The 26461-nt window shown below is 67.4% G+C and carries 19 protein-coding genes; 4 read left to right on the top strand and 15 right to left on the bottom strand.

The features are described from left to right. Positions 1-8 precede the first annotated feature (8 nt). From E0H50_RS18055 to E0H50_RS43000, 8 genes are all read right to left on the bottom strand, one after another. Positions 9-746 (bottom strand): SDR family NAD(P)-dependent oxidoreductase, encoded by a 738-nt coding sequence (locus E0H50_RS18055; RefSeq protein ID WP_131289744.1) that lies wholly within the window; start codon positions 744-746, stop codon positions 9-11. Continuing rightward, on the bottom strand, positions 743-1636 hold the full coding sequence (locus E0H50_RS18050; RefSeq protein ID WP_131289742.1) for a carbohydrate ABC transporter permease: 894 nt from the start codon (positions 1634-1636) through the stop codon (positions 743-745). The genes E0H50_RS18055 and E0H50_RS18050 overlap by 4 nt, the downstream gene beginning before the upstream one ends. Next, a complete protein-coding gene (locus E0H50_RS18045) occupies positions 1626-2546 on the bottom strand; it encodes a carbohydrate ABC transporter permease (RefSeq protein WP_131289740.1) in 921 nt (306 codons plus the stop codon). The genes E0H50_RS18050 and E0H50_RS18045 overlap by 11 nt, the downstream gene beginning before the upstream one ends. Further along, positions 2543-3652 (bottom strand): enolase C-terminal domain-like protein, encoded by a 1110-nt coding sequence (locus E0H50_RS18040; protein ID WP_131289738.1) that lies wholly within the window; start codon positions 3650-3652, stop codon positions 2543-2545. The genes E0H50_RS18045 and E0H50_RS18040 overlap by 4 nt, the downstream gene beginning before the upstream one ends. Further along, positions 3649-4875: an ROK family protein gene (locus E0H50_RS18035; RefSeq protein ID WP_131289736.1), complete on the bottom strand. Its 1227-nt coding sequence runs from the start codon at positions 4873-4875 to the stop codon at positions 3649-3651. Before E0H50_RS18035 ends, E0H50_RS18040 begins: the two co-directional genes overlap by 4 nt. After that, on the bottom strand, positions 4872-6194 hold the full coding sequence (locus E0H50_RS18030; RefSeq protein WP_131289733.1) for an ABC transporter substrate-binding protein: 1323 nt from the start codon (positions 6192-6194) through the stop codon (positions 4872-4874). The genes E0H50_RS18035 and E0H50_RS18030 overlap by 4 nt, the downstream gene beginning before the upstream one ends. After that, entirely contained in the window at positions 6191-7687 is a 1497-nt protein-coding gene (locus tag E0H50_RS18025) for a sulfatase-like hydrolase/transferase (protein WP_131289731.1), read from the bottom strand. The genes E0H50_RS18030 and E0H50_RS18025 overlap by 4 nt, the downstream gene beginning before the upstream one ends. 294 nt (positions 7688-7981) lie before the next feature. Continuing rightward, positions 7982-8566, bottom strand: a complete 585-nt coding sequence (locus tag E0H50_RS43000; RefSeq protein ID WP_165547188.1) for a helix-turn-helix transcriptional regulator — start codon at positions 8564-8566, stop codon at positions 7982-7984. A 65-nt stretch (positions 8567-8631) separates the two neighbouring features. Here E0H50_RS43000 and E0H50_RS18015 point away from each other — a divergent pair, with 65 nt between their 5' ends. Beyond that, the gene (locus tag E0H50_RS18015; protein ID WP_131289729.1) at positions 8632-9360 is read left to right on the top strand and encodes a 4a-hydroxytetrahydrobiopterin dehydratase; all 729 of its coding nucleotides are present in this window, start codon (positions 8632-8634) and stop codon (positions 9358-9360) included. 2 nt (positions 9361-9362) lie between these two features. Here the strand turns inward: E0H50_RS18015 and E0H50_RS18010 are convergent, their stop codons facing one another. From E0H50_RS18010 to E0H50_RS17990, 5 genes are read right to left on the bottom strand one after another with little or no spacing between them, the layout of a single operon-like run. Next, positions 9363-10796, bottom strand: coding sequence for an alpha-L-fucosidase (locus E0H50_RS18010; RefSeq protein WP_202868195.1), 1434 nt, complete (start codon positions 10794-10796; stop codon positions 9363-9365). A gap of 12 nt (positions 10797-10808) precedes the next feature. Next, positions 10809-12503, bottom strand: a complete 1695-nt coding sequence (locus E0H50_RS18005) for a type 2 periplasmic-binding domain-containing protein (RefSeq protein ID WP_131289725.1) — start codon at positions 12501-12503, stop codon at positions 10809-10811. A gap of 44 nt (positions 12504-12547) precedes the next feature. Further along, entirely contained in the window at positions 12548-13498 is a 951-nt protein-coding gene (locus E0H50_RS18000; protein WP_131289723.1) for a carbohydrate ABC transporter permease, read from the bottom strand. Continuing rightward, positions 13495-14484: an ABC transporter permease gene (locus E0H50_RS17995; protein ID WP_131289721.1), complete on the bottom strand. Its 990-nt coding sequence runs from the start codon at positions 14482-14484 to the stop codon at positions 13495-13497. The genes E0H50_RS18000 and E0H50_RS17995 overlap by 4 nt, the downstream gene beginning before the upstream one ends. 25 nt (positions 14485-14509) lie before the next feature. Next, on the bottom strand, positions 14510-16873 hold the full coding sequence (locus E0H50_RS17990; protein WP_131289719.1) for a glycoside hydrolase family 95 protein: 2364 nt from the start codon (positions 16871-16873) through the stop codon (positions 14510-14512). A gap of 135 nt (positions 16874-17008) precedes the next feature. Between E0H50_RS17990 and E0H50_RS17985 the strand changes: the two genes are divergently transcribed. From E0H50_RS17985 to E0H50_RS17975, 3 genes are read left to right on the top strand one after another with little or no spacing between them, the layout of a single operon-like run. Continuing rightward, positions 17009-18325: an L-fuconate dehydratase gene (locus tag E0H50_RS17985; RefSeq protein ID WP_131289717.1), complete on the top strand. Its 1317-nt coding sequence runs from the start codon at positions 17009-17011 to the stop codon at positions 18323-18325. Next, complete coding sequence (locus E0H50_RS17980; protein ID WP_131289715.1) at positions 18322-19059, top strand: FadR/GntR family transcriptional regulator; 738 nt, start codon at positions 18322-18324, stop codon at positions 19057-19059. The genes E0H50_RS17985 and E0H50_RS17980 overlap by 4 nt, the downstream gene beginning before the upstream one ends. Positions 19060-19066: 7 nt before the next feature. Continuing rightward, entirely contained in the window at positions 19067-21118 is a 2052-nt protein-coding gene (locus E0H50_RS17975; RefSeq protein WP_131289713.1) for a glycoside hydrolase family 36 protein, read from the top strand. Here the strand turns inward: E0H50_RS17975 and E0H50_RS17970 are convergent. Together E0H50_RS17970 and E0H50_RS17965 are read right to left on the bottom strand one after the other, a co-directional pair. Further along, positions 21076-23631: a glycosyl hydrolase gene (locus E0H50_RS17970; RefSeq protein ID WP_131289711.1), complete on the bottom strand. Its 2556-nt coding sequence runs from the start codon at positions 23629-23631 to the stop codon at positions 21076-21078. The genes E0H50_RS17975 and E0H50_RS17970 overlap by 43 nt on opposite strands. A gap of 4 nt (positions 23632-23635) precedes the next feature. Next, on the bottom strand, positions 23636-26398 hold the full coding sequence (locus E0H50_RS17965; RefSeq protein ID WP_131289709.1) for a GH39 family glycosyl hydrolase: 2763 nt from the start codon (positions 26396-26398) through the stop codon (positions 23636-23638). Between the last annotated feature and the right edge of the window lie 63 nt (positions 26399-26461).

Genomic DNA, 26461 nt, shown 5'->3' with positions numbered 1-26461 from the left:
TGTCGTTGTCAGGCCCAAGGCGGCAGCATGGCGAGCATGCCGCCGTCGACCGGGAGGGATACGCCGGTGACGGCTCGCGACTCAGGGCCCAGAAGGAAGGCGACGACCTGCGCTACGTCCTCGGCCGTGACGAACCGCCGCAACGGATGGTTGGCCAGGAGGCGGGCGGACATGCCTGGCTCGGACCAGCGTTCCTTGTTCCGCTCGACCGGAACGAACCCCGGGAGCACGGCGTTGCATCGCACCCCCTGCGGGCCCCATTCGACCGCACCCGCACGGACCAGCGCGTCCAAGGCCGCCTTTCCGATCGCGTACGCCGCCATGCCGGGCCCCGCGCGTTGAGCATGGACGCTGGAGACGTGCGCGATCGAGACCTCGTCTCCGGCGGCCGCGTCGACGACCGCCGTACTCCAGGCCCACGCCGCTGCGACCTGTACGTCGAACACTGCGCCGAGGGCCGCCGAGTCGAGGCTCTCGAGCGCCCCGCGCTGCTCGGTGAGGGTCGCGGTCACCAAGCCGCTCAACCGGCCGAGGCCGGATGCGACCGCGACTGCTCGGTCGATGGTCGCGTCGTCGCGCACATCTCCGACGACCCAGCCGATCGCCTCGTTCGGGTCAAGTGCCGCCGGCCGCTCCACCAGGTCGACGCCGACCACCGCCCAACCCTGCTTCGCCAGCGTCGCCACGACCGCCGAGCCGATCCCGCCGCCCGCACCGGTCACCAGCGCGGAGGATCCGGACGTCATCCCTTCAGTCCCGAGGTGGCGACGCCGTCGACGATCTTGCGCTGGAACGTGACGAACAGGACCAGCGGCGGCACCAGCGCAAGGGTGCTCATGGCAAGCATCGGGCCCCAGGACGAGTCGCCCGTCGAGTCGAGGAACTGGCGCAGGCCGAGCGGCACGGTGAACAGCTGGACATCGTTGAGGTAGATGAGCTGTTTGAAGAAGTCGTTGTACGTCCAGATGAAGGTGAAGATGATCGTGGTGACCAGCGCGGGGCGCAGGAGCGGGAACACGATGTAGCGGTAGGTCTGCCACGGCGAGCAGCCGTCCAGCCGCGCGGCTTCGTCCAGCTCTCGCGGCAGCGACCGGATGAACTGCACCATCAACAGGACGAAGAACGCATCGACCGCGAAGAAGTGCGGCACGAAGAGCGGGTAGAAGGTGTTCACCCAGCCGAGCTTGTTGAACAAGATGTACTGCGGCACCAGCGTGACGTGCGTGGGCAGCATCAGCGTCACCAGCATCGTCGCGTAGGCGATCCGCCGGCCGATGAAGTTCAGGCGCGCGAAGGCGTACGCCGCCAGGCTGCAGGAGATCACGTTGCCGATGATCGCGGCCACCGAGATGAACAGTGAGTTCTCGATGAAGATGCTGAACGCGGTCGACACACCCTTCCAGCCCTCGGCGTAGTTCGACGGCTCGAAATGCCGCGGAACCAGACCAGGCTGGGAGAAGATCTCGTCGGTCGGCTTGAAGGAGCTCGCCACCATCCACACCAGCGGGTAGAGCATGACGAGCGTGACCACGATGAGTGCGAAGTGTGCGAGCAGGCGGCGGCCCGGCACCCATCGACGGGTGGTCGGACGACTCTCGACGTCGTCCCGGATCGCGGTGAGTCTCTCAGTCGCCATAGTGCACCCAGAACTTCGCGAAGAAGAAGTTGACCGCCACGACGGCGCCCGCCAGGAGTACCAGCATCCAGGCCATCGCCGCGGCGTAACCCATGTCGAAGTTCACGAATCCTTCCTGGTAGAGATAGAGGGAGTAGAAGAGCGTCGAGTCCGCCGGACCGCCGGAGCCGTCGCTGATGATGAAGGCCGGCGCGAACGCCTGGAACGACCGGATCAGCTGCAGCGTGAGGTTGAAGAACAAGATGGGGCTCAGCAACGGCATCGTGATGCTCCAGAACTGACGGACCCGGCTGGCACCGTCCACCTGCGCAGCCTCGTAGAACTCCCGCGGTATCTGCCGGAGCCCGGCCAGGAAGATCACCATCGGCGCTCCGAATTGCCACACCTCGAGAGCGATCAAGGTGCCGAGCGCGGTCTGCGGCTCCGAGATCCACGACGGACCCTGGATGCCGACGAATGCGAGCAACTGGTTGACGAGACCGTCGCCGTTGAAGACTTTCCGCCACAGCACGGCGATCGCGACGCTGCCGCCGAAGAGGGACGGCAGATAGATCGCGGACCGGTAGAAGTCGAGACCACGGAGCCCGCGATTGAGCACGACGGCGACAGCGAGGGCAAAACACAGGCTCAGCGGCGTACCGACCACGACGTAGATCGCCGTCACCTTGAGGGACTGCAGGAAGAGCGGATCGTCGCCGAACATCCGGCGGAAGTTGCCTGCGCCGAGCCACTTCGGCGCGGACAGCAGGTCGTACTTGGTAAAGGCGAGGTAGAGCGACATCAGCATCGGCCCGGCGGTGAAGGCCAGGAAGCCGATCAGCCACGGCGCCAGGAAGGCCAACGCCCAGCCGTTCTGGTAGCGGGTACGTCGCCTGCGTTGCCCACGCATCGTTGGATAGGTGATTGTCATGAATTACTCCTTCCGGTTCGCGTCCGGCCACCGATACCTGGACCCGATGGCTTCAGCACCCCGTCGACGACGACCTCCGCAGGCTCGAGCAAGGCAGCGCGATCGACCTCGCCCCAGGCGTACTCGAGCCAGGTCGTCCGACGGGCCAGCCCGGCGAGGTGCGCGGCGTGGGCGGTGCCGACCGGACCGCTGGGATTGTGGAAAGTCAGCTGTGCGTCACCGATCGCCTCCGCGATCCGTGCCACGCCCGCCGGCCCACCGGCATGCTTGGGATCGACCAGCCAGTACCGGAGCGCACCGTCTGCGCAAGCCGCGGCCGCGATCTCTGGACTCCAGATGTGCTCCCCCGCGGCCAGCGCGACACCGCCTGCCGCCGCCAGGTCCATGGCAGATCGATCGCCGACCCGCACGAGGTCTTCGATCCAGTACAGACCTAGCGGCGCCAGCTCTCGGACGACGTCGTGCAGCAGCTGGGGCGGCACCAGGTAGTGACAGTCCACCATCAGGTCGACCTCGCGCGGGATCGCGTCGCGCACACGCCCGACGAGCGACAGGCCGGCATCGATCAGCCGGCTGCCGGACAGCCCCGAACTGTGGCTGTCCAGGAACGGCGCCACTTTCACAGCCGTGAACCCGTTGCCTGCGGCACGGATCGCCTCGGCCACGATCGTGTCTGCTCCGTCCGCGCCGAACCTGCGGTTGAGGTTGGCATACAGGCGCACCGGCGCGGGCTCGCCAAGCCCCAGCGACGTCGACAACGCTCGGCCCTCGAGCCGTGCGACGACATCCGCCAAGGCGCTCTCGTACCCGCCGAGAACCGTCGACCACAGGAACGCATCGGGTTCGGTGCCCGCCGCTCTCAGCCCGCGCAGCCGCCGTCGCAGCACGGTCCGTGCCTGCGTCAAGGGCCGGCCGACGACCTCGGAGCGCATCGACCGGGCAGCCGCCAGCAGCGTGTCCAGCGCGGCGCCGTCGGAGAGCTCACCGACGCCGCGTACGCCGCCGGCCACCACCTCGACCATCGCCCAGGTACTGCGCCGCGATGCCCGGTGCGACCAGACCAGCACGGAGTCAATACAGGCGTCGGAGTCGATCAAGCCGGTCACCCGTACCGCAACTCGAGGAGACCCGGAACGAACTCGGAAGGTGCAGCGTAGATCCGGTCGAGAATCACACTGGCTGCCGACACCGCGACACCGTCGGTGCCGAACGCACTCAGTCGCACGACCGATTCCGTGTTCACGGGCCGCTTGTCCCGCAGGTAGGCGCGGGCTCCCCGTTGAACGGACCTCAGATACTCCGGCGCGTCCACAACGCCGCCGCTGACGACCACCATCGCGGGGTCGAGCATGTCGATGAGGGCGCCGGCCGCGACTCCGACCAGTTCGGCTCTGGCGACCAGCAAGCCATCGGCACGCACGTCACCGTTCCGGGCCGCCTGGATCAGGTGCTCCAGCGTGCCTCGGGTTCCGATCAGACCGGCGCGGCGCGCTCTGGCCAGGACAGCCAGGTCACTCGCTGCCACGTGGAGACAATCGTGACGCCCGCAGCTACAGCTCTCGTCGGCCGTCGCACCGACCGACAGATGATCGACGGTCCCCGCGGCGGCCTGAAACCCCCGGAACACCCGGCCTCCGAGGACGAATCCGGCGCCCACCACGTTGCCCACGAACAGGCTGACGAGATCGTCGACGTCCTGGGCACCGCCGAACCAGCGTTCGGCCATGGCGAGCGAGCGGAAGCTGGAGTCGACCTCGGCGCGCAGCCCGAGCCCGTTGGCGAGGGCATCACGCAGCGGTACGTCGCGCCAGCGCAGCACCCGGTGATCGCGAACCAGCCCTGACTCACGGTCCACCCAACCGCCCGTGCTCGCGCCGACCCCCAGGACCTGACCCGGCGCCGCTGAGACGAGCTCGCGGATTCCCTCGACCGCCTGCGCGACGAGCGGCTCGAAGCCGCGGCGCCGGTGCGGCAGCCGTGTCTCGGCCAGCAATTGCCCGCGCAGGTCGAGCAGACAGACCGTCGTTCGTCGCAGGCCGAAATGGACGCCGACCACCCTGAACGTTCGTTCGTCGATGACCATCGGTGTCCTCGGACGTCCTGGGACACCATGCTCCTGCTCAGCTGGGAGTTCCCGCAGCAGGCCCGCCGAGCAGAGCAGGCTGGTGAGTCGTGTGACGGTGCCGGTCGCCAGGCCCGTCAGCCCGGAGAGTTCCGACCGTGCGATCGGCCCCCGCTGCATCGCCGTACGCAGAATCGCCGAGCAGTTCTGCTCCCGCAGGTCGTACTGCTGCGCGGAGCGTAGTCCTCTGGAATCGACACTGATCACTTGAGCGCGGCCTGGGCGTCGGAGAAGAACTTCGTCACGGCCTGCGTGACCGTGCTCTTCCCGAATCCGACGACCTGGTTCACGTTCGGCAGCGAGGTCTGCAGCAGCTTGCTGGCACCTGGCGGATACATCTGCAGTGCCGCCGGGCCCTGGGACGCCACCAGCGCGTAGTTGTCCAGGACCAGCTTGTTCAGGCCGGTCGCGGACGTCGCGACCGTGGCGCGGATCTTCTCCGGAATCGGCACGCCGCGAGCCAGACCCATCGCGTTCGCGGCCCCGGTGTCGCTGGTCAGGAACTTCAGCATCGACACGGCGCCCTCGATGTTCTTCGACTTCGGCGAGATCGCGAACCAGCCCGCAGGAATGATGTTGGTTCCGGGCTGCGACCCCGGACCACCGGACGGGAACGTGCCGAGGCTCAACGTGTCCTTGGTCAGACTCTGCATCGACGGCAGACCTCGCGAGGTCGCCGTCCCTGTGTATGCCGCCTTGCCGACCGTCACGGGGTCGTTCTGGAAGCCGTTCGCCGCCGCGGTGACAGCCATCGGTACGGCGGATCCGTTGCTCCGCAGGTCCTGCCAGAGCTGCAGCCATGCGGCCATGTCGTCCTCGCCGAAGCCGAGCGAGCTGCCGTCACCGAACAACGCCTTGCCACGGCCGCGCAGGAAGGACTCGAGAGCGATCGGGCTGCCTCCGAGGTCCGCCGTACCGGCTAGCTTGTGGCCGCTCTTCGCCCAGACCTCGCCCATCGTCGCCTTGTACTGGTCGATGGTCCAGTCGGTGCCCGGCGCGGCGAGGCCGAGACCCTTGAGTTTCGTCGTGTTGACGATGACGGCCGGCTGAGTCGCGGCTCCGAGCAGTGCGAAGTAGTACTTGCCGTCTGCTTTGGTGGTCGTCGCCACGTAGTCCGGCATGGAGTCGAGTCCGAGCTGGTCCTTGTACTGGTCCAGCGGCTGCACCGCCTGGCGCTTGATGTACTCCATCAAGTACGGCAGATGGATCTGGAACACATCCGGTGGGTTGCCACCGGCAACCCGGGTCGCGAGCTTGTCGTAGTAGCCGGAGAAGCCGGAGTACTGCGGGCTGACGGTCGAGGCCCCCTCCGTCTTCTGATACAGGTCGAGCGCCGCGATCAGCTTCTTGTTCTGGTCGCCCTCGCCCCAGAACATGAATTCCAGCGTCTTGGCCGACCCGCTGCCACCGGACGATGATCCGCCGAGGCCGCGCGAGCAGGACGACAGGGCGGCGACGCCTGCCGCTGTCGCTCCCCATTGCAGGAGCGATCGCCGTGTGACCTGAGTACCTGTGAACGACGTCATGATGTGCCTTTCGATGTCTGTGCAAAGGGGGCGCGGATCAGGGTCGCCGCGTCCGGGAGTACGTCGGCCACCTCGTCGGCGACCAGTTCGGCCAGCCGGGTCACCACGGAGGCCGCCTCCGGGGTGGCCGCGAGATTGCGTTGTTCGTGAGGATCGTCGACCAGGTCGTAGAGCTCGGCCTCGTCGTGCGACCGGAAGACATAGCGATGGCCGGCGGTCCTGACGGAGACGTTGAGACTGTCCCTCGGCCACTGCCAGTCGCGGGCATGGAACGGCGAGCCGTCACCACCCGGACGGCCGTCGTGCAGCATCGTTTCGGCCGTCACGTAGTCACGAATCGGAGCGGCTGATGCGTTGCCGACCATTGCGGCGAAGGATCGGCCGTCGTGAGGCTCGCGCCACGGCACGTCGGTCATCTCGCACAAGGTCGGGCCGATATCGCACAGCGACACGAAGTTCGCGTTCCTGGACTGCCGTCCATCGGGGTGCCGGACAATCAGCGGGACCCTCAGGTCCTCCTCGTAATGGAGCCAGTGCCCCTTCTCCATAAGCCGGTGCGCACCCATCATGTCTCCGTGGTCGGAGGTGAACACGACCACGGTCCGGTCCCACTCACCCGCATCCTCGAGGTATCGGCGGATGCGTCCGAACTGAGTGTCGACAAGGGCACACAGCCCGAGGTAGTGGCTCGTCACCTCGATCCAGTCCTGCTCGGAGAGGTGCTCGAAGTCTCGAGCGAAGTGGGACTCCCGCACTTCGCGCGGCTTCCCCGCGGTGCCGGTGGCATGGCTTTCCGGCAACCGCACCTTGTCCCGATCGATGATGCGGTCGTAGGGCGAAGGGACCAGCATCGGGAAGTGCGGCGCGTTGAACGAACACACTGCGAGCCACGGAGTGTCCGCAGGACGTTGGTCGAGGTTCTCCAGGAACCGGTCGCACTGCCAGGTCTCGAGGTAGACCTCCGGCGGGAGGCTCGACGTCGCGTACGGCCGCTCGGCCAGGGCCGCGATGTCCTGAGCAGTCAGGTTCTCGATGTGCCTCGGGTCGAACGTATACCCCTGCTCCGCCACCCACTCCCGGTATTCCTCGATGTAGCGACCGCGGTCCTGGCCGTTCAGCACGGCCGGAATCGCACTGCTGCTCGCCCAGCCCATCCGGTCCGGCGTCGTACCAGGCACGTGCCACTTGCCGTTGTAGTGCGTGTAGTACCCCGCACCGGCGAAAGCCTGAGCGACACCCGCCGCCCGCAACCGCGGCTCGATCGGGCGCCAGTTGCCCAGCACCCCGTGATGGCGTGGCATCAGGCCGGTCCACAGACTCGTCCGCGCCGGACAGCAGAGCGGGAACGGCGTGTAGCACGCATCGAACACCGTCGACTCCCCGGCGAGGTCGTCGAGGTACGGGGTCCGCGCGGCTGGATTGCCCGTACATCCCAGGGTGTTCCAGCTCTGCTCGTCGGCCATCACGACCAGCACATTCAAGCGGCGCGTCACCCGTCACTCACCTCACGTGTCGTCAGGAGCCAGTTTCCTTCAGCCTGAAGCCAACTATTTACTGCAAGCTGAAGTTAAATGCGTACGAGCGGTCTGTCAACCGCTCGCAGCCGCCGCCAACGGTCGCCGAGCACGGTGACGAGGCCTCACCACTGCCAGTGCCGGCAGGAGACCGCAGGATGGCGCCGGTGCTCAGTCGTGGCTTGCGTACGGGCGTACGGCGGACCTCATCCGCCAGGCCTTCACCGCGTCAGCACCGAAAGGATCCGGCTGCTCCTCGACAGCACCGGTTGGTCACCAGTTCGGGGTGTGGGTGGCGATCAGGCGGTGTCCGATGCGGACCAGTTCGGCGCGGACGGAGGGTGGTTCGAGGGCTTGTACGCCGTCGCCGAGGTAGATCAGCTCGCAGGCCGCCTCGCGGACCGAGCTGAAGGTTGCCGTGAACCGGCGGGCCGGTCCGGTGTCCGTGTCGATCGGCCGGGGCTGGGCGTCTTCGGGAAGCACCGAGGTGACGCGACCGAGGTCCTCCGGGCGAACCTGGAACACCACCTCGACGCGGTTGTACCAGCACGGGACATGGCGGCGATTGACGTCCTCCCACGCCCGGACGAGGTCGAAGTCTTCGGGCCGTTCGACGGCTTCGGTGGTGGCTTCGGCCTTCACGATCCTGGAGACGCGAAACGTCCGCAGACCCGTGTCCGCGCCGGCGCCGAGGTGACCCCCTGTTCCAGACCGAGGCCGGCCGGAGAGCAGCAGCGCGTCCAGGTCACGCCGGATCGTCCGCTCGGACACATCGAGGCGTCGCGCCAGCTCGGGCGCGGTCAGCTTTCGGTGCGCTTGCAGCAGCAGCGCGACGGTCACCAGACGCTCGGCGCGCATACCTGCAAAATTAGCAGGAAAACAGGACATACGGCTGGCCAGTTTTGTTGCGTACGGTCGCACCTATGACCACACAAGTGCTGACCGGCCAACAGATCGCCGCGGCGGAACTCGACGGCTGGACCCTGCTGCTGTCGTTCGGGCAGGGCGGCCTGGAAACGCGCATCCACACCGAGAACTTCACCCAAGGGCTGCGGATCGTCGAGTCGATCGGGAAGGCTCCTGAGGAGCTCGGCCACCACGCAGACCTTGATCTGCGGGCCTTTCAGGTCGATGTCCGGCTGTCCAGCCGCGACGGCGGCGGCGTGACCGAAACCGACGTGACGTTGGCTCGTCAGGTCACCGATATCGTCGCGGCCGCGGGTGCCGAACTCGAATGCGGCAGCCTCACCCATATCGAGCTCGACCTGGACACACCGGCCTACGCCAAGATCGCGCCGTTCTGGGCGGCTGTGTTCAACTCCGAGCATGTCATCGGTACCGAGGACTGGGGCGACGTCGGTGACCCCCGCGGAGGACTGCCGATGATCTGGTTCCGGACCGCAGAGGCTCGAACGGAACAGCGCGTCTGGCATCCCCACCTGTGGGTCGACCCAGCCCAGGTGCGGCCACGGATCGACGCGGCGTTGGCCGCCGGCGGCGCCCTGGTCAGCGACCAGGGCGCGCCGTCGATCTGGGTGCTGTCCGACCCCGACGGGAACCTCCTTTACCTGAACACCTGGCAACCCGGCGACAGCTCCCTGTGCGATTCGCAGTACCGCCCCGGAGGCTCCAACTGGATCGACCGCAGCTGACGCTATTTCGGCGACACCTCGACTGCCAGACAGTTCGCGACCGCGACCGGAGCGGTCTCCGGCAGACGGACGACCAGGACGCCTTCGGCCTGCTCGAAGGCGACCGGACCATGACCGAGAAGTCGCACTCCCGTCACTGATTCGTCCACGAAGCTGCGGATCACGGCACGGCCGTCGGCGGGCCAGGCGAGCTGGAAGGCGTAGACGGTGTGGTCGCGACGGGTGAAGCGGAAGTCGGAACTCGTCCACCGCACCCGGTCCTCGGTGAAGCCCTTGATCAGCACACTCGACGGTCCCTCGCCGAACACCCGGAAGGGCCGCGTGCCGTAGATGCCTTCGCCGCACACCGACGTCCAGGCACCTAGCTCATCCAGGATGTGCGTGCATTCGGCGTCGATGGTGCCGTCCGGCAGCTGCGGCACGTTGAGCAGGAGATTGCCGTTCTTGGACACGATGTCGACGAGCATCTCGACGACGTGGCCGGCGGTCTTGTAGACGTCGCGAACGTTGTAGAACCAGTCGCCGACCGATGTGTCGGTCTGCCACGGCGTCGGATGGATCCCGGGCGTCTGGCTGCGCTCGATGTCCATCACCCCGACCGCGCTCACCTCGGGACTCCGATCCTTCTGCTGGTACACGGCCCGGTTCGTCCCGTGGATCCGCGCGCTGGTGTTGTACAGCTGGCTGACAGCCTGCAGCCCCGGCGCGTACGTCGCCTCGCCGAAGGGCAACGGACCGTCGGAGTAGAGCAGATCCGGCTGGTACCGGTCGATCATCTCCGTGACGGACTCGAGCCAGTGCGCGTGCCACCCGGGATCGTTGAGGTACCACGGGTCCTGGACGACGACGTCCTCGGCCGGCAGGTACTGGGCGTTGTCGAGGTAGAAGTCGCGGTACCGCGGATCCGTTCCGTCGTACGGTCTACCTGCGAACGGACCGTGCTTGTCGCTGCCTTTCGTGACCGCCAGCCAGCCGAGCGTCGCGCCGAGGTGCTCGGTGAGGCCGAACGGCAGACCGCGCTCGTCGGCGGCGGCCTTCCAGAGGCCGACGATGTCCTTGCCGGGACCGACCTTCACCGAGTTCCAGGGGTTCACACTCGAGTCGTAGTTGAAGAAGTTGTCGTGGTGCACGGCCTGCGCGACGAAGTAGCGGGCACCGGCCGCCGCGAAGCGGTCCATCAGGCCGTGCGGGTCGAACTTCTCGGCCTTCCACAGCGGTACGACGTCCTTCCAGCCGACCTCGGACGGGTGACCGTAGGTCCGCAGGTGATAGCGGTACTGGTCGCTGCCCTCCCGGTACATGTTGCGCGCGTACCAGTCGCCGTACCGCGGCACCGATTGCGGACCCCAGTGCGACCAGATACCGAGCTTCGCGTCCCGGAACCAGTCAGGGCATTCGAACGTGGTCAGGGATTCGAAGGTTGGTTCGAACGGCATTGGTCGCTCCATCTACTTGTTGGGTACCTTGTCGTACGCGGTCTGCTGGATCTCCAGGTAGCGCTTGAGGCCGAGGCTGTCGAGGCCCTTGACGTACGCGTCCCAGTCGGAGTCGATGTTCTTCGAACCGGTGACGAACTGGAGCGTGTTCTGCTGGATGTAGTTCTCGAGGTTGGTCTGCAGTGTCGCGACCTCGCTGCTCAGCGTCGGGTCGATCCACACCCGCCAGAACGGGTAGATCTGCGCCTTGTCCTCGTGGCCGGCGTACAGCTTGGTGGCGTCGAACAGCTTGCGTTCGTACCCCGCCTGCGAGGAGGTGTCGGTGTCGATGACCTCGGAGTTGCGGTACTTCGCGGTGTTGTTGTACTGCGCGAGCGGGCCCCACCCGGAGTTCCGCGGCTTGGAACCCGGCTTGAGCGGGATCTGCTTGAAGCTCGGCTTCAGCGACTTGTCGAGCGCCACATCGCCGGGACCGGGCTTGGTCCAGGCCTTGCCCTCCGTGCCGAACTGTCCATTGTTCTGTCCCTCATCGGTGAAGATGTAGTCGAGCATCTTGATCGCCTGGATCTGCTTCTCCGGTGTGGCCTTCGACGTCAGCACGAACGTGGCGCCGGGAATGCTCGGGAAGACGTAGCTGGCGTAGTTCGCGCCACTCGGACCGGTCAGCGGCGGCACCGCGTCGTACTGCTTGTCCCGCCCGTCCGCCGAACCGATGGTGACGAAGATGCCCGAGTGCATGACGGTGCCCGCGCCGAGGATGACCGAGCCGCCGTGGTTGCCCTGCTGCTGCATCGCGTCCGGGTTCTGCGTGAAGGCGCCTTTGTCGATCAGGCCTTCCTTGTACAGCGAGTTGATGTACCGCAGGCCCTCGCGCCAGCCGTCCTTGTTCGCCTGGACGTCGACCTTGCCGTTGTTGAGCACCAGCGTGGTGTTGTTGCCGCCGCTGTTGTTCTGTCCTTGCGGATCGTAGATGAAGGCGTTCATCAGGTACGGGATCAGGTTGTCGCGGACGTTCGCGCTGAGCGGGATCTCGTCGGCCTTGCCGTTGCCGTTCGGGTCCTGGGTCTTGAACGCCTGGAGCACCTTCCGCAGGTCCTCGGTGGTCTTCGGCTGCTCGAGGCCGAGCTTCTTCAGCCACGCCGAGTTCATCCACAGCTTGTCCGGGTACGAACAGTGGAAGCAGTCGACCCACTGCGGCATCCCGTAGATCTTGCCGTCCGGCGCGGTCGCCATCGCCTTCCACTCCGGCGTGGAGTCCAGCGCCTTCTTGATGTTCGGCGCGTACTGGTCGATCAGCTGGTTCAGCGGTACTACGACGCCCTGCTTGCCGAGCTTGAGCAACTCCGCCGTGGTGAACTGGTCGACCCACGGGATCAGCAGGTACAGATCAGGGTAGTCGCCGCTGGCCAGCGAGATCTGCCGCTTCTCCTTCGCCGGGCCGCCGTCGAACGTCGTCGTCTGCCACTTGATGGTGAGGTTGAACTTCTGCTTGATCAGCTTGGTGAAGTCGGCCGTGGCGAGGTTCGAGTCCGCCGCCTGCTGCGAGAAGACGTTCAGCGTGACGTCCGGGTTACCGGTGATCGTCGGCAGTGGTTTGTTGCTTTCGTCATCGTTCGAGCTGCCCCCGGAACAGGCCGCGAGGGCGAGGGCAAGGAGGCTGATGCCGGCGATCGCGGCACGCCTGCGCCGATTGAGCTTGACAGACATGATTTCCTCACAGGGGTCGGGACAGGTCGGAGTGGTACCGGGGATCAGCCCTTGACGGCGCCGATCAGGATTCCCTTGGTGAAGTAGCGGGCGACGAACGGATAGATGAGCAGCACCGGCACGCTCGCGACGACGATCAGCGAGTACTTGAGCAGGTCTGCCAGTTGCTGGCGCTGGATGACGACGGACGCGTCGACCGCGCCGCCGCCGGTCGTGTTCAGGATCAAGATGTTGCGCAGCACGATCTGCAGCGGGAACAGATCCGGGTTCTTGAGGTAGATCAAGGCGTCGAAGTACGAGTTCCACTGCATGATCGCGTACATCAGCGCGACCACCGCGATCATCGGCTTGGCCAACGGGATCACCACCGCCCAGAGGAACCGCAGGTCACCGCAGCCGTCCAGCTGCGAGGCCTCGACCAGTTCGTCCGGGATCGCGGTCCGGAAGTAGGTCCGGGCGATGATCACCTGCCAGACACCGATCGCCTGCGGGATGATCAGGGCCCAGCGGGTGTCGAGCAGGCCGGCCGACTGGACCACGAGGTACGTCGGGACGAGTCCGCCGGTGAACAGCATCGTGAACAGGATCAGCGTCATCACGACGTTCCGGCCGACGAGCGTACGGCGCGACAACGGGTAGGCGATCGCGATCGTCATCGTGACGCTGACGATCGTGCCGACGACGGTGTAGAACAGTGAGTTCAGGTAGCCCTGGATGATCTGCGGGTTCGCGAACACCGCCTGGTAGCCGCGCAGCGAGACGTCCACGGGCCAGAACCGCACCCGTCCGGCCGACACCGCCTCCGGGCTGCTGAACGAACTCGCCACGATGTACAGCAGCGGGGCGAGTACGACCACGAGGAAGACCACGAGCAGCAGGTAGATGCAGAACAGGAAGATCCGGTCGGTGCGCGGTTCGCGGATCCGGCGCGCCCTGGCCGCCCGGCGCTCGAGCTTCTTGCCGGTCGTCGTCCGCTCTTCGGTGAGAGTCGTCATGACCACAGTCCGTTCCCGGTGATCCGCTTGGCGATGACGTTCACGATCAGCAGCAGGGCCAGGTTGATCACCGAGTTGAACAGCCCCACCGCGGTCGCCATGCTGAAGTCCGCGTTCAGCAGACCGGTCTTGTAGACGTACGTCGCGATGATCTCCGACTCGCTCAGGTTGAGCGGGTTCTGCAGCAGGAACGCCTTCTCGAAGCCGATCGCCATGATGTTGCCGACAGCAAGTACCAGGATGATCACCGCGGTCGGCATGATGCCCGGCAGATCGACGTGCAGAATCCGCCGCAACCGGCTGGCCCCGTCGACCCGGGCGGCCTCGTGCAGTGCCGGGTCGATCCCGGCCAGCGCGGCCAGGTAGATCACCGCGGAGTACCCGGTGGTCTGCCAGACGTCCGACCACACGTAGATGTGCCGGAAGTAGTCAGGGTTGCCGAGGAAGTCGACGGCCGGCACCCCGAAGAAGCCCAGTCCTTCGTTGACGATCCCGAGCCGGGGCGACAGGACCAGGATGGTCATCGACACCACCACGACCGTCGAGATGAAGTACGGCGCGTACGTGACCAGCTGCACGGTCTTCTTGAACAGACCGGTGCGGATCTCGTTCAGCGCCAGGGCGAGCACGATCGCGAGCGGGAAACTCGCCGCGACGGTGTAGAGCGACAGCACGAAGGTGTTCTTCACCAGGGTCCAGAACACCGGGTTGTGGAAGAACAGGTCGAAGTTCAGCCAGCCGACCCAGGGGCTCCCCCAGATGCCCTTGATCACGTTGTAGTCCTTGAACGCGAGCACGGCGTTCGACATCGGGATGTACTTGAAGACCACGAACCAGATCAGCGGCACGACCATCAGCAGGTACAGCGTCCAGTGCCGCGCCAGGCTGCGCCGGAAGCCCTTGATCCCGGGACGTTCCCGTCGCCGGCGAGGCCGGCGGCCCGGAGTCTCGCCGGCCGGCGGCCGGACTGTCGTCAGAGTTGCCATCGAACCTCCTCGTCCGTGCCCGTGGTCATGCCGTGTGCACGCGGTGACCGATGCCGGCGGTCAGCCGGATCCGCACCTGGTCGTTGCCGAGCCGGACCGTGCGTTCCTGGTCCCGGTCGGCGGTCAGGACTGCTTCGGTCCCGTGGGGTGTCCACGCGATGTCGACGACCACGCCGCCGCGCGCCCGGAGGCCGGTGACCCGGCCGCTGCGCCACGCCTGCGGCAGCGCGGGCAACAGCTCGATCTCGCCGGTGTGGCTCTGCAGCAGCAGCTCGGCGATGCCGGCGGTCGCGCCGAAGTTGCCGTCGATCTGGAACGGCGGATGCGCGCAGAACAGGTTCGGGTAGACGCCCGCGCCGCTGCCCGGCCGACCGGTCGCCGAGTCGTCGGCGGGGCGCAGGAACGCCTGGACCAGACGGTGCGCGGCGGCGGCGTCGCGAAGCCGCGCGCGGAGACAGATCTTCCAGGCGAGCGACCATCCCGTCGCCTCGTCGCCACGCAGATCGAGGGTTCGCTGCGCCGCCGCGGCGAGTTCCGGCGTTCCGTCCGGAGTGATCGCCTCGCCCGGGTACAGGCCGACGAGATGCGACATGTGCCGGTGGTGCGGGTCCTCTTCGGGCAGGTCGGCGGCCCACTCCTGCAGCTGCCCTTCGGCGCCGATCGATGGATCGGGCAGCCGTTTTCGTGCGGTGGACAGGTCGGCGAGCAGCGGATCCACCACATCCAGCAACTCCGCGGCGTCCTCGACCCGGCGGAACAGGTCGGAGATCAGCGCGAGGTCCATCGTCGACGACACGGTCACCGAGGCGGGCTGCCCGTCGGCCGCGAGATAGTCGTTCTCCGGCGAGGTCGAGGGCGCCGTACCGAGGCTGCCGTCCGGTAGCTCGGTCAGCCAGTCGAGACAGAACTCCGCGGCACCTCTCAGCGCGGGCCAGGACTCACCGAGGAACGCGAGATCGCCGGTGAACTCGTAGTGGTCCCACAGGTGCCGGACCAGCCAGGCGCCGGCCATCGGCCAGTTCGACCAGCGCGGATCCCCTTCCACCGGATTCGTCCAGCACCAGGCGTCGGTGTTGTGGTGCGCGGTCCAGCCGGCGCAGCCGTAGCGTTCCTGGGCGGTGCGGCGCCCGGCCTCGGCAAGATGATCGATAAACCTGAGCAGGGGCAGGTGACATTCCGGCAGCCCGGTCGTCTCCGCCGGCCAGTAGTTCATCTCGGTGTTGATGTTCACGGTGAAGTTCGAACTCCACGGCGGGCGCAGGATCTCGTTCCAGATCCCCTGCAGATTCGTCGGCAGTCCACCGGGGCGGGAGCTCGCGATCATCAGGTAGCGGCCGTAGTTGAACAGCAGCGCGGCCAGCGCCGGATCGTCGGACTCACTCGATCGCGCTACCCGCTCGTCGGTCGGCAGTTCGGCGGCATCGGTCCGGGGCAGCTCGAGCGAGGACCGCCGGAACAGACGGCGATGGTCGTGCTGATGCTCGGCCAGCAGGTCGGCGTACGGGCGTTCCGAAGCAGCGCGTGCCGTCCGGTCCGCGATCGTCCAGCATTCCTCGGCCGTGCGTACGGGTGCCTTCGACGGCCCGTCGTACCCCGTGCCCGTCGCGAGGAACAGAGTGAGCTCGGTGAAGTCGCGGGCGGTGACGGCGGCGTCGGTGGTGCTGATTTCACCGTCGCTCGTGGCCCGCACCGCGATCGCGGCCGCCATTCCGCGATCCGCGCCTTCGGAGTACCGCACCGGCTCGGGTACGTCGCGGTGCGGTGGGGCGACATCGGCGGGAGCCTGCAGCAACAGACCGAGGCCGCCGTGCGGCCGCGACCGTAGCTTCGACGTCAATCGGCCGGTGAGCTCCAGCACAGGTTCGGAGACCGTCAGCCGCACGACCAGCACGCCGGCAGGCGCGCTGACAAAGACGTTCTGGCGTACGGCGACACCGCCGACGTTGTACTCCGCCGTGGCGACCGCCGCGTCCAGGTCGAGCATCCTGCGGTACTGCGTCACATCGCCGGCCGCCGGTGTGCTGCCGTCGCGCGTCAGGTCGAGCAGGAGGTCACCGAGCGGGAGGTACGCCTGTGAGTAGCCGGAGTGAAAACCACATGCCAGTTCGTGAGCGCGCCGGACCTCACCCGCCCACAGGGCCTCCCGGACGTCTTGAACGGCATCGGCTCCGGTCGCACCGAGCGGCGTCGACAGCAGGCGCGCGGTCTCCGGACCACCCGACCAGAGCGTCTCGTCGTTCAGCCCGATCCGATCGGTTCCGGTACCGCCGAAGCACATCGCGCCGATCCGGCCGTTGCCGAGCGGCAACGCCTCGAGCCAGCTCACCGCCGGACGGTCGTACACCAGCCGCTGCCCGCCGGCCGGATCAGCGCTCACCAGGTCGCTCATCTTCAGCCCTCCGTCGTGACGACGAGGATTAATCCCATGAATTTCCGGGATCGTAGCGCTCGTGGGCGGAGTGGTCCATACTGAACGGCATTGCAGTGCAAAAAAGATCCCATCTATTCACAGGATGAGGCCGCCATGCCCCGTATCACCTCGGTCGAGGCCGTCGATGTCCGCTTCCCGACCTCGCTGACCCAGGACGGGTCCGACGCGATGAACAAGGACGGCGACCACTCGGCGGCGTACGTCGTTCTGCACACCGACGCCGACGGCCTGGCCGGGCACGGATTCACGTTCACCATCGGGCGCGGCACCGACCTGTGCGTCGCGGCGGCGCTGCAACGCGCCGAGCCGCTGATCGGGCGGGACGTCGGTGAACTCTGCGACGACCTCGGCGCGGTGTACCGCGAGCTGCAGTCGGACACCCAGCTGCGGTGGCTCGGCCCGGACAAGGGCGTCGTCCATCTCGCGCTCGCCGCGGTGATGAACGCCGTCTGGGATCTCGCCGCCCGTCGGGCCGGCGTTCCGCTGTGGCGGTTGCTGTCCGAGATGTCACCGGAGCAACTGGTCGACGCCGCGGACCTGCGGTACCTGACCGACGCGCTGACCCGCGAGCAGGCGATCACCCTGCTGGCTTCCCGTGAAAGTGGCCGTCGGCAACGGATCGCGGAACTCGAGGTCAGCGGCTATCCCTGCTACACCACGTCGGCCGGCTGGCTGGGGTACTCCGACGCCAAGCTGCGCAGGCTCTGTGAGGAAGCCGTTGCCGCCGGCTACAACTACGTGAAGCTGAAGGTCGGCGCCAGTCTCGACGACGACATCCGCCGCTGCCGGATCGCCCGCGAGGTGCTGGGACCGGACGTCCACCTGATGATCGACGCGAACCAGGTGTGGGACGTGCCGGAGGCGATCGAGTGGGTGAAGGCGCTGGCCGCCTTCGATCCGCTGTGGATCGAGGAGCCGACCAGCCCCGACGACGTCCTCGGTCATGCCGCGATCCGCAAGGCGGTCGCGCCGATCGGCGTCGCGACCGGTGAGCACGGCATGAACCGGGTGCTGTTCAAGCAGATGTTCCAGGCCGGCGCGATCGACTACTGCCAGCTCGACGCCGCGCGCCTCGGCAGTGTCAACGAGATCCTCGCGGTGTACCTGCTCGCCGCGTGGTTCGACGTACCGGTCTGCCCGCATGCCGGCGGCGTCGGGCTGTGCGAGCTCGTCCAGCACCTCGCGATCTTCGACTACGTCGCGGTCTCCGGCTCACTGGACGGACGGGTCACGGAGTACGTCGACCACCTGCACGAGCACTTCGTCGAACCCTGTGTGATGCGGAACGGCGCGTACGTCCTGCCGGGGGCGCCCGGTTACAGTGCCGAGATGTACAGGCAGTCGCTCGACACCTACAGCTTTCCGGACGGCAGCTACTGGACGGCACGTGCTGCCGGCGCGTCGACATGAGCACCGTCAAACCCGCCGTACCCGGGCGATCCCCTGGAGCCTCGCAGACCGACGTCGTGGTGCAGAGCATCCGGCAGATGATCATCGACGGCCGGCTCCGGCCCGGCGGCCGGCTGCCGATCGAGAAGGAGCTCGCGACCTCGCTCGGCGTCTCCCGGAACGCTTTGCGCGAAGGCGTCCGCGCGCTCTCGATCATGGGGGTGCTGGAGACTCGGCAAGGCGACGGGACGTACGTCACGGCACTGGATTCGTCGATGCTGCTCGCACCGATGGGTTTCGTGGTCGACCTGCAGCACGCGAGCGGGACGCACCATCTGCACGCGGTACGGCGGATGCTCGAGACCGAGGCCGCCGCCTTGGCCGCACGGCAGATCGACGTCGACGCACTGGCCGCGGCGACCCAACTCCTGCAGCGCAACGAGACCGAGCTGACGCTGGCCGAGCCCAACCACGAGACCGTGATCGAGAACGACATCGCGTTCCACCGCATCATCGCCGAGGCGGCCAGAAACCCCGTGCTGTCCGCACTCATCGACGCACTCGGCGGTCGCACCATGCGGGATCGGCTGCGCCGCTCGATCGCCCAGCCCGGAGCCGACGAGACCGCCCATCGAGAGCACCTGTCGATTCTCGCCGCGCTCACCACCGGCGACCCCGACCGGGCCCGGACCCGGATGGCCGCCCACCTTTTCACCGTCGAGGACTACCTCCTCGAACGCCGTACAACTGAGTGAGGGCTCTGTGGACAACCTGCTGCTCTGGACTACGCCTGACCTGGCATTGACGTTCGTGCTCGACGACGGGCCGGTCCGCGTGGCCGTCGCGCCGGGCACCACCGACGTACCGAGTCAGCCGCTCGTCGAGGTGGAGGCCGTGGGCTACGGCCGGTCGCCGAGCAGCAACCGGCACGTCGACACGATTCTCGGTCAGCAGTTGCGCTACGTCCGGCACGAAGACACCGGGAGCGCGCTACGCATCGTTCAGGAAGCGCCAGGCACAGGCCTGCAGGTCACCAGCGTGTTCGAGGCAGGAGCCGGCGTACGGGCCTGGACCGAGGCGTCGATGACCGGCGCGGGCGCGCTGGACCTCACCTTCGTGTCCTCGCTCGTGCTCGCACTCCCGTCGGTCGACGCCGACCTGCACTCGGCCACGAACAGCTGGATGGCCGAATCCCGCTGGTCGGTCCGACCGCTGCGCCCCGGTCATCTGGCGGACATCGTCAGCGATGCCCATCGGCACGTCGCCAGAAGCCGGTACGCCGCGACCAGTACGAACTCGTGGTCCACCGGAGAACGACTGCCCGTCGGCGTCCTCGTCGAGCAGAGCAAGTCGTACGCGCTCGGCTGGCAGATCGAGCACAACGGCCCGTGGCACTACGAGATCGGCGTAAGCCGGCGCGGTGGCTACCTGCTGCTGAGTGGCCCTACTGATCAGGAGCACCAGTGGAGCGCGCGGATCAACGCCGGCACACCGTTCGTCACGGTGCCGGTGTCCCTGGTCGCCGGCACCGATCGGGACAACGTGTTCGCCGCCCTGACCCGCCAGCGTCGCGCCGTACGACGCCGGCGGCCGGCGGACGACCGGATGCCGGTGATCTTCAACGACTACATGAACACGCTGCTCGGTGACCCGACGACGGAGAAACTCCTGCCGCTCATCGATGCCGCCGCGGAGGCCGGTGCGGACTACTTCTGCATCGACGCCGGCTGGTACGCCGAAGGCGACTGGTGGAACACCGTCGGCGCCTGGCAACCGTCGACCACCCGCTTCCCGAACGGCCTCGCCGAGGTGATCGACCGGATTCACGACCGGGGCATGGTGCCCGGCCTCTGGCTGGAACCCGAAGTGATCGGTGTCCGCTCCCCCATCGCCGAAGCTCTTCCTGACGAGGCCTTCCTCACCCGGCACGGCCGTCGGGTGTCGGAGTCCGGCCGCTATCTTCTCGATCTGCGCAGTTCCACGGCCCGCAAGCACCTCGACGAGACCGTCGACAGACTGATCGCCGACTTCGGTGTCGGCTTCTTCAAGTTCGACAACAACACGATGACCGGGCCAGGCACCGACAAGGACGGGACGTCCCTCGGTCAGGGTCTCCTGGAACACCAGCGGGCGCTGCTCAGCTGGCTCGACGATCTGCACGCGCGGCATCCCGAGCTGCTGATCGAGAACTGCGCGTCCGGCGCGATGCGGATGGACTACGCGATGCTGTCCCGGCTGCATCTGCAGTCGACGTCGGACCAGGAAGATCCGTTGCTCTACGCACCGATCGCCGCCGCGGCGCCGGCCGCCGTACTGCCCGAGCAGGCGGGCCACTGGGCCTACCCGATCGCCGGGACGACCCAGGAGGAGTTCACCCTCGCGCTGGTGAACGGCGTCCTCGGCCGCCTGTACCTGTCCGGCCACCTGAACCGGATGACCGCCGCGGAACTCGACCTCGTCCGATCGGCGGTCGCCGCGCACCGCGTCGTACTGGAGGATCTCGACACCCTCGTACCGACCTGGCCGCTGGGGCTTCCGGACTGGAACGACGAATGGGTCGCGCTGTGCCTTCAGGGTCGCGACGCCGCGTACCTGTCGATCTGGCACCGCCGTCCCGGCCCGGCCGAGATCACCCTCGACATCGCGCAGGCGGAGATCACACCGCACTTCCCCGCCGACACCGGCGGCTGGACCTGCACCTGGGCGGCGGACGGCAAGCTCACCGTCGCCACCCAGGTGCTCGAACCATCAGCCCGCGTCCTCCGCCTCGCTCATGGTGCCGTCACCGAGGTGACGGTGGACCCGGTGACGTAGGTCGGCGAGACGCCGACCGACAGGGAGATCTTCCCGTTCGCGTCCGGGGTGCGGGTCGTCGAGACCCCGTAGAGGTTGGTGACCTGGATCGGTCCGGTCGCGGTGACCGTGACGGTGGTGCCGGTGCCGGTGGCGGCCCAGATCGCGCGCAGTGGTGTGCCGTCGTTGGTGGCGAACACCTGGTCGATCAGCCCGTTGCCCGGGAACTCCTTGCCGAGGAACGTCGCGCCGCGGAGCTGACGGGCGCCGGTGGCGTAGGCGACGTACGACGGTTTGGGTGTGTACGGGCCGAGGGCGTCGGCCGGGTTGTGGATGAGACCGAAGTTGTGCTCCTTGTTCGCGAGGTCGATGCCGTCGTTCATGAAGTCGTAGAGGTAGTACCGGTCGGCGCGGCCGAGGGCGGCGAGCTGAGCGCGGGCGACGTACATCGCCTGGGTCGGCTCGCTGACATTGCTCTGGTAGGTGCCCGTGTACCAGCCGGACTCGGTGACCCAGATCGGCTTGTCGACACCGCCGTTGTACTGCCGGATCAGCGCGCGGACGCGGTCGATCGCGGCGCCGAGGCCCTCGGGCGCGTTCAGGAAGTTGTACGGGTGGATGGACACCACGTCGAGGTACTTCAGCCCGCCGAGTTGGCAGAACGCCTCGAACCAGGCCACCTGGGTCACGTCGGTGTCACCGCCGCCGACAACGGTCAGACCCGGGTGGTTAGCCTTCAGCTTCGGGTATGTTGCCTTGAGCAACGCTAGGTAGCTCTCCGGTGTCTTGTTGGACGGGCCGGACGCGTTGACGTCCCACTCGTTCCAGATCGCCATGTTCTTGATCTGCGGGAACTGCGTCGCGAGCGTGTCGGCGTAGGTGGCGAACGCGGCGCGGCCCGTGTCGGTGAACGGCGCGTTGAACGCGTCGTCCGGTACGTCGTCGTACAACGGGTTGCCGTAGTCGGCGATCACCAGCGGGTCGATGCCGTTGGTCTGCAGGGTCTGGAGATAGTTGGTGACCTTCGCGGGGAAGGCGATCGTGCCGCGGATCGTCTCGGCCTGGTCCCAGACTGCTTCGTCGCGGGTCCCGCGGACGCCGGACTGCGCGACCAGCGGCAGCGGGGCCGCGTTCCACGATTGGCCGAAATGGGTGCCTGCGCCGATCACCGACGAGGCCGTGGTCGCCGTGACCGCGTCGACGTTGACCGTTGCCGTCGTACCGCCGTTGATGATCTCGCTGCGGTCGAGCGTGAGCATGATCGATTTCGCCGGACCGTGCCAGATGCCGTCATCGGCACCACCGAAGTGCAGGTAGCCGCTGCCGCCGTCGAAGCGTGTGACGGTCAGCTGCTGCCATGAGGTCGAAGCGGACACCGGCAGTCGTTGCTGGTGCACCTGCCCGGTGGCGTCGGTCAGCCGCAGCCCGAGGGCCGACAGTTGGCTGGATCTGACGGACAGGCTGAGAGCGGCCAGGTTGATGGGAACCATGGTGCGCTGGGCGGCCACGTAGTTGCCGCCGCCGGAGAAGTTCGCCGAGAGCTTGGCCGACTGGGTGCCGGCGGCAGCCGCGGTACCGTCGAGCGCCAGGCTGCCCGTCGCTCCCGGGAACTCGCTGCCGGGATAGAACGACCAGCCCTCGGCCGCGCTTTCGTAGTCGCCGAGCGGTGTGGTCGGCTTGCCGGCCGGTGCGTTCAGCGCAAGGTCGTCGAGGTTCAGAGTCGTGGTCGTCGCGCCGCTGATCGCCGCCTTGTCCAGCACAACCTCGACCGCCTTGGCCGGGCCGTGCCAGACACCGTCGTCGGCACCGCCGAAGTGCACGTACTGCTTGCCGCCGTCGAACCTCGTCACGGCCAGCGCCTGCCAATCGGTTGCCCCCGACAACGACAGCCGCTGCTGATGCACCTGGCCGGTGGAGTCGGTCAGACGGAACGTGAGGAACGACAGGTTCGGCGACTTCGCCCAGAAGCTGACGCTGGTGGCGTTGACCGACGGCAGCGACCGGTTGACGCTGACGTAGGCGCCGCCGGCACCGAAGTTCGCGGACAGCTTCCCCGAACTCGAGCCGGCGTGGTTGTCGCTGGTGTCGAGCGCGAAACTGCCGGTGGCGCCGGGAAATTCGCTCCCGGGATAGAACGTCCAGCCCTCGGCGGTGTTCTCGAAGTCGCCGATCCGATTCGACGTGAGTCCGGCGATCGGCGACGTACTGACCGGACTGACGATCGCGAACGTGGTCTGGGCGGTCGTCGTACCGGCTTGCACCGTGAGCTTGTACCACCCGCGCGTGGTGACCGGGAGCTGCAAGGTACTGGCCGCGGCCTGGCTGCCGCTGGCGACGACGGTGCCGTTGACATCGGCCGCCGACCAGGTGACCGAGGCCGCGTCCGTGTTGAGGGAGAACTTCACCGGCTGGCCGTCGGTGAAGATATTGCCGAGGGTGATCGGCGTGAGCGTCAGTACGGCGGCCTGTGCGGTGGCGACCGTGCCGAAGCCGAGGAGGCAGACCGCGAGGGCGATGGCGAGCAGGCGTCTCATGGCATCACCGGGTCGCCGGGTCGAGGAACACGGAGTTGAACAGGGCCGGGTTCTTGGCTTCCGCCACACCCTTGCCCCAGGTCAGCCAGCCGCGCCGGCCGGTGCCGTCGTTCTCGTTGACCACCACGGTCGTCGACAGGAGCCGATCCTTGGCCGCGAACCCGAGCGTGCTCCACGGGACCGCGATCTCGTACGTCGTGGTGTGCGCGGCCTCGTCCCGTACAACCTTGGCCTGGACGCCAGGCGGCGTACCGGTCTGGCTGGTCGGTGTCCAGCGCCACGTGTCCACCGCACCGGCGTCTGTCAATGCGACACCGATCTCCTGGGTCGTGGTCGCCTCACCGGGCGCACCGGCCGTCATGCCGAGCTGGATCCCGTCGCCGCCCCAGATGTTGCCGGCCCGGTTCGGCTGCGAGAACACGTCGTCGGTGATCTTGGCGGACAGGTACAGGTTCTGGTCGTCGTGGTTGAGCCACAGCGATCCGGACAGGTCGCTCGGACCACCCCAGCCGGTGACTGGCGGCGTACCGGTGCCTTCGAGTGCGATCGCGGGCTGTGCTGCCACTGCCGGGTCGATCGCGCCGTCCAGCGTCACGGTGTGCCGTTTCGCAGCAGTCGCCGCACTCACCGGAACCAGCTTCCCCGAGGCCGTGATCCCCGCCTCCCCCGTCCGCCGCAAGGTAGCCGACCAGGTCGAGGGACCCGACAGGGTTATCGGCACGTCCACCTCTCGTGTGGCGTTCGCACCGATCGTGCAGCCGGCCAGCAACGTCCCGGACGACGTACCCGACGCCCAGTCGAGGCCTGCGACAGGCAGGTCATGCGACGAGGCGTTCGTAACGCGGAAACGGAGCAGGTCCTTGCCGGCGCCGTTGATCACGTGCGAGGCGGTCACGGACAGCGGTGGCGTCGCAGTACCTGTGGCGGAGACAAGGGCAACCGCACGGCCGTCTACTGTCACTGTTGCCGAGTAGGTCCGCGGACCGGTCGAGTCCTGCGCCGGGTAGGCAACGGGTGCCGTTGTAGTAGCGCCTGGAGCGACCGAGCCACTGGTCTCGGCACCCCCTGCGGCGACGGTGAATGCGTGAGTGACGGCATCGGGGTTGGTGAACGTCAGGGTCCCGGTCGCCGGGTCGCCGGCGATCTCCGGAGCGACCGACAGCGCGAAGCGACTGGACGGGAGCATGGGTCCAGTGATCGCGCCCTTCAGATAGACCGGGTTCGGTCCGGCTGTCACCCAGACGTGTCCGCCCGGGTCCGCAGTCAGTGTGGTCTCCGCGCCGTACAGGTCCGTGACCTGGACAGTCGAGCCGGCCGGAGCTGTCGCCGCCACCACTCCGGGTGTGGCCGACCAGACCGCGTGGACCGTCTGCCCACCACCGGCGTCGAACGTCACGTCGTGCCCGTTGCTGCCGAAGCGGGTCTGGCCGACCAGCGGGAGCTCATCGATCTGCCGGGCCAGTACGGCGGTGGCGACGTACGACGGCTTCGGGACCAGCGCCCCCCGTGAGTCGAGCCGGTTGCGCACCAGGCCGAACCGGTGCTCGATGTTCGACGGGTCCGTACCGGAGTCCATGAAGTTGTAGGAGCTGTAGCGCGCCACACCGTTGCCGTAGGCCAGCAGATTGCCGCGTACCAGGTCGCGGGCCTGCGTCGGCTCCGACACCGCGCTGGGGTTCGTACCGGTCGCCCAGCCCTGCTCGGAGATGTAGATCGGCTTGGTCGAGCCATGCGCCGCCATGATGTTGCGGATCGTGTTGACGTACGTGACCGAGGCCTCGGGGTCCAGCGGCTGCACGTACGGGTGGATGGTCACCGCGTCCACGTAGTCCAGCCCACCGAGGTCGGCGAACTTGGTGAACCAACCCTGCCAGTCGTTGATGACCGCCAGCGACGGACCGGTCAGCTTCACGTCCGGGTGCTTGGCCCGCACCGCGTCGCTCACCATTTTCAGCAGCGCGACGTAGTTCTCCGGGCTCGCCTTCGCGGCGCCGTTCGGGTCCCGCAGGTTCCACTCGTTCCACAGCTCGTACGTCGTGTGCTCGGTGCCCCACTCGTCGACGGCGGCCACGGCGTACCGGGTGAACGCCGCGCGCTGCTCGTCGGTGGACGGCGCCTCGTCGGGGTAGTACAGCGTGTTCCCGTAGTCGAGGATGTTCAGGAAGTCGATGTTGTTGGCGTCCAGCGCCGCCTTGTAGTCCTTGTACCGCTGCGGAAACTGGATGACGCCTTTGGTGGTCTCCGCGGCCGACCAGAACGCCTCGTCACGGTCGGTGGAGATGCCGCCCTTGGCCATCAGCGGTACGGCTTCCAGACCAGGATTGGCCGCGCCGCCGAACGCCAGGGCGCCCGCGACGCCGATCCGGGTGTCCGTCGACGTGGAGAAGTCGTGCGGCGTGAGCACGGCGAAGTCGGTGCCGCCGAGTGTCGTCGTACCGTCGGACCCGATCGCTGTCAGGTCGGTCTGGTACCAGCCGGGCGTACTGATCGGCAGGGCGAGCTGTCCGTTGAGTGTGGCGGCCGGTGCGGAGCCTTTGGCCACCTCCGTGCCGCTCGCGTTGCGGACCGTCCAGCCGACGGTGGCGGCGTCGGTGCTGAAGCCCAGCTTCACCTGCTGCCCGACGGTGAACGTGTTGCCCACCGTGGTCGGCGTGATGGTCAGGGTCGGCGCAGCCGTCGCGGCCGCGCGGGCGGGTGACTGAAGAACGGCGGCCAGCAACAGGCCGGCCGTGAGAAGACTGACTGCGCCGGAGCGGCGACGGGTCATGGAGAGTTCCCCTCTCGGAAGCGAAAGCGGTTTCGCAAATCACACCTTGATACCCGGCGAGCC

This window comes from Kribbella sindirgiensis, assembly GCF_004331435.1.
Taxonomy (GTDB): domain Bacteria; phylum Actinomycetota; class Actinomycetes; order Propionibacteriales; family Kribbellaceae; genus Kribbella; species Kribbella sindirgiensis.
Note: the sequence above shows the minus strand (reverse complement) of the source record. Positions and strands in the feature narration are given on the sequence as shown.

Excerpts from the sequence above, each read along its gene's own strand:
- E0H50_RS17965 (WP_131289709.1), bottom strand. The coding sequence starts at position 26,398 with ATGACCCGTCGCCGCTCCGGCGCAGTCAGTCTTCTCACGGCCGGCCTG.
- E0H50_RS18045 (WP_131289740.1), bottom strand. The coding sequence starts at position 2,546 with ATGACAATCACCTATCCAACGATGCGTGGGCAACGCAGGCGACGTACC.
- E0H50_RS17980 (WP_131289715.1), top strand. The coding sequence starts at position 18,322 with ATGAGCACCGTCAAACCCGCCGTACCCGGGCGATCCCCTGGAGCCTCG.
- E0H50_RS43000 (WP_165547188.1), bottom strand. The coding sequence starts at position 8,566 with ATGCGCGCCGAGCGTCTGGTGACCGTCGCGCTGCTGCTGCAAGCGCAC.
- E0H50_RS17985 (WP_131289717.1), top strand. The coding sequence starts at position 17,009 with ATGCCCCGTATCACCTCGGTCGAGGCCGTCGATGTCCGCTTCCCGACC.
- E0H50_RS17990 (WP_131289719.1), bottom strand. The coding sequence starts at position 16,873 with ATGAGCGACCTGGTGAGCGCTGATCCGGCCGGCGGGCAGCGGCTGGTG.
- E0H50_RS17970 (WP_131289711.1), bottom strand. The coding sequence starts at position 23,631 with ATGAGACGCCTGCTCGCCATCGCCCTCGCGGTCTGCCTCCTCGGCTTC.
- E0H50_RS18000 (WP_131289723.1), bottom strand. The coding sequence starts at position 13,498 with ATGACGACTCTCACCGAAGAGCGGACGACGACCGGCAAGAAGCTCGAG.
- E0H50_RS18030 (WP_131289733.1), bottom strand. The coding sequence starts at position 6,194 with ATGACGTCGTTCACAGGTACTCAGGTCACACGGCGATCGCTCCTGCAA.
- E0H50_RS18050 (WP_131289742.1), bottom strand. The coding sequence starts at position 1,636 with ATGGCGACTGAGAGACTCACCGCGATCCGGGACGACGTCGAGAGTCGT.
- E0H50_RS18005 (WP_131289725.1), bottom strand. The coding sequence starts at position 12,503 with ATGTCTGTCAAGCTCAATCGGCGCAGGCGTGCCGCGATCGCCGGCATC.
- E0H50_RS18010 (WP_202868195.1), bottom strand. The coding sequence starts at position 10,796 with ATGCCGTTCGAACCAACCTTCGAATCCCTGACCACGTTCGAATGCCCT.
- E0H50_RS18015 (WP_131289729.1), top strand. The coding sequence starts at position 8,632 with ATGACCACACAAGTGCTGACCGGCCAACAGATCGCCGCGGCGGAACTC.
- E0H50_RS17995 (WP_131289721.1), bottom strand. The coding sequence starts at position 14,484 with ATGGCAACTCTGACGACAGTCCGGCCGCCGGCCGGCGAGACTCCGGGC.
- E0H50_RS18055 (WP_131289744.1), bottom strand. The coding sequence starts at position 746 with ATGACGTCCGGATCCTCCGCGCTGGTGACCGGTGCGGGCGGCGGGATC.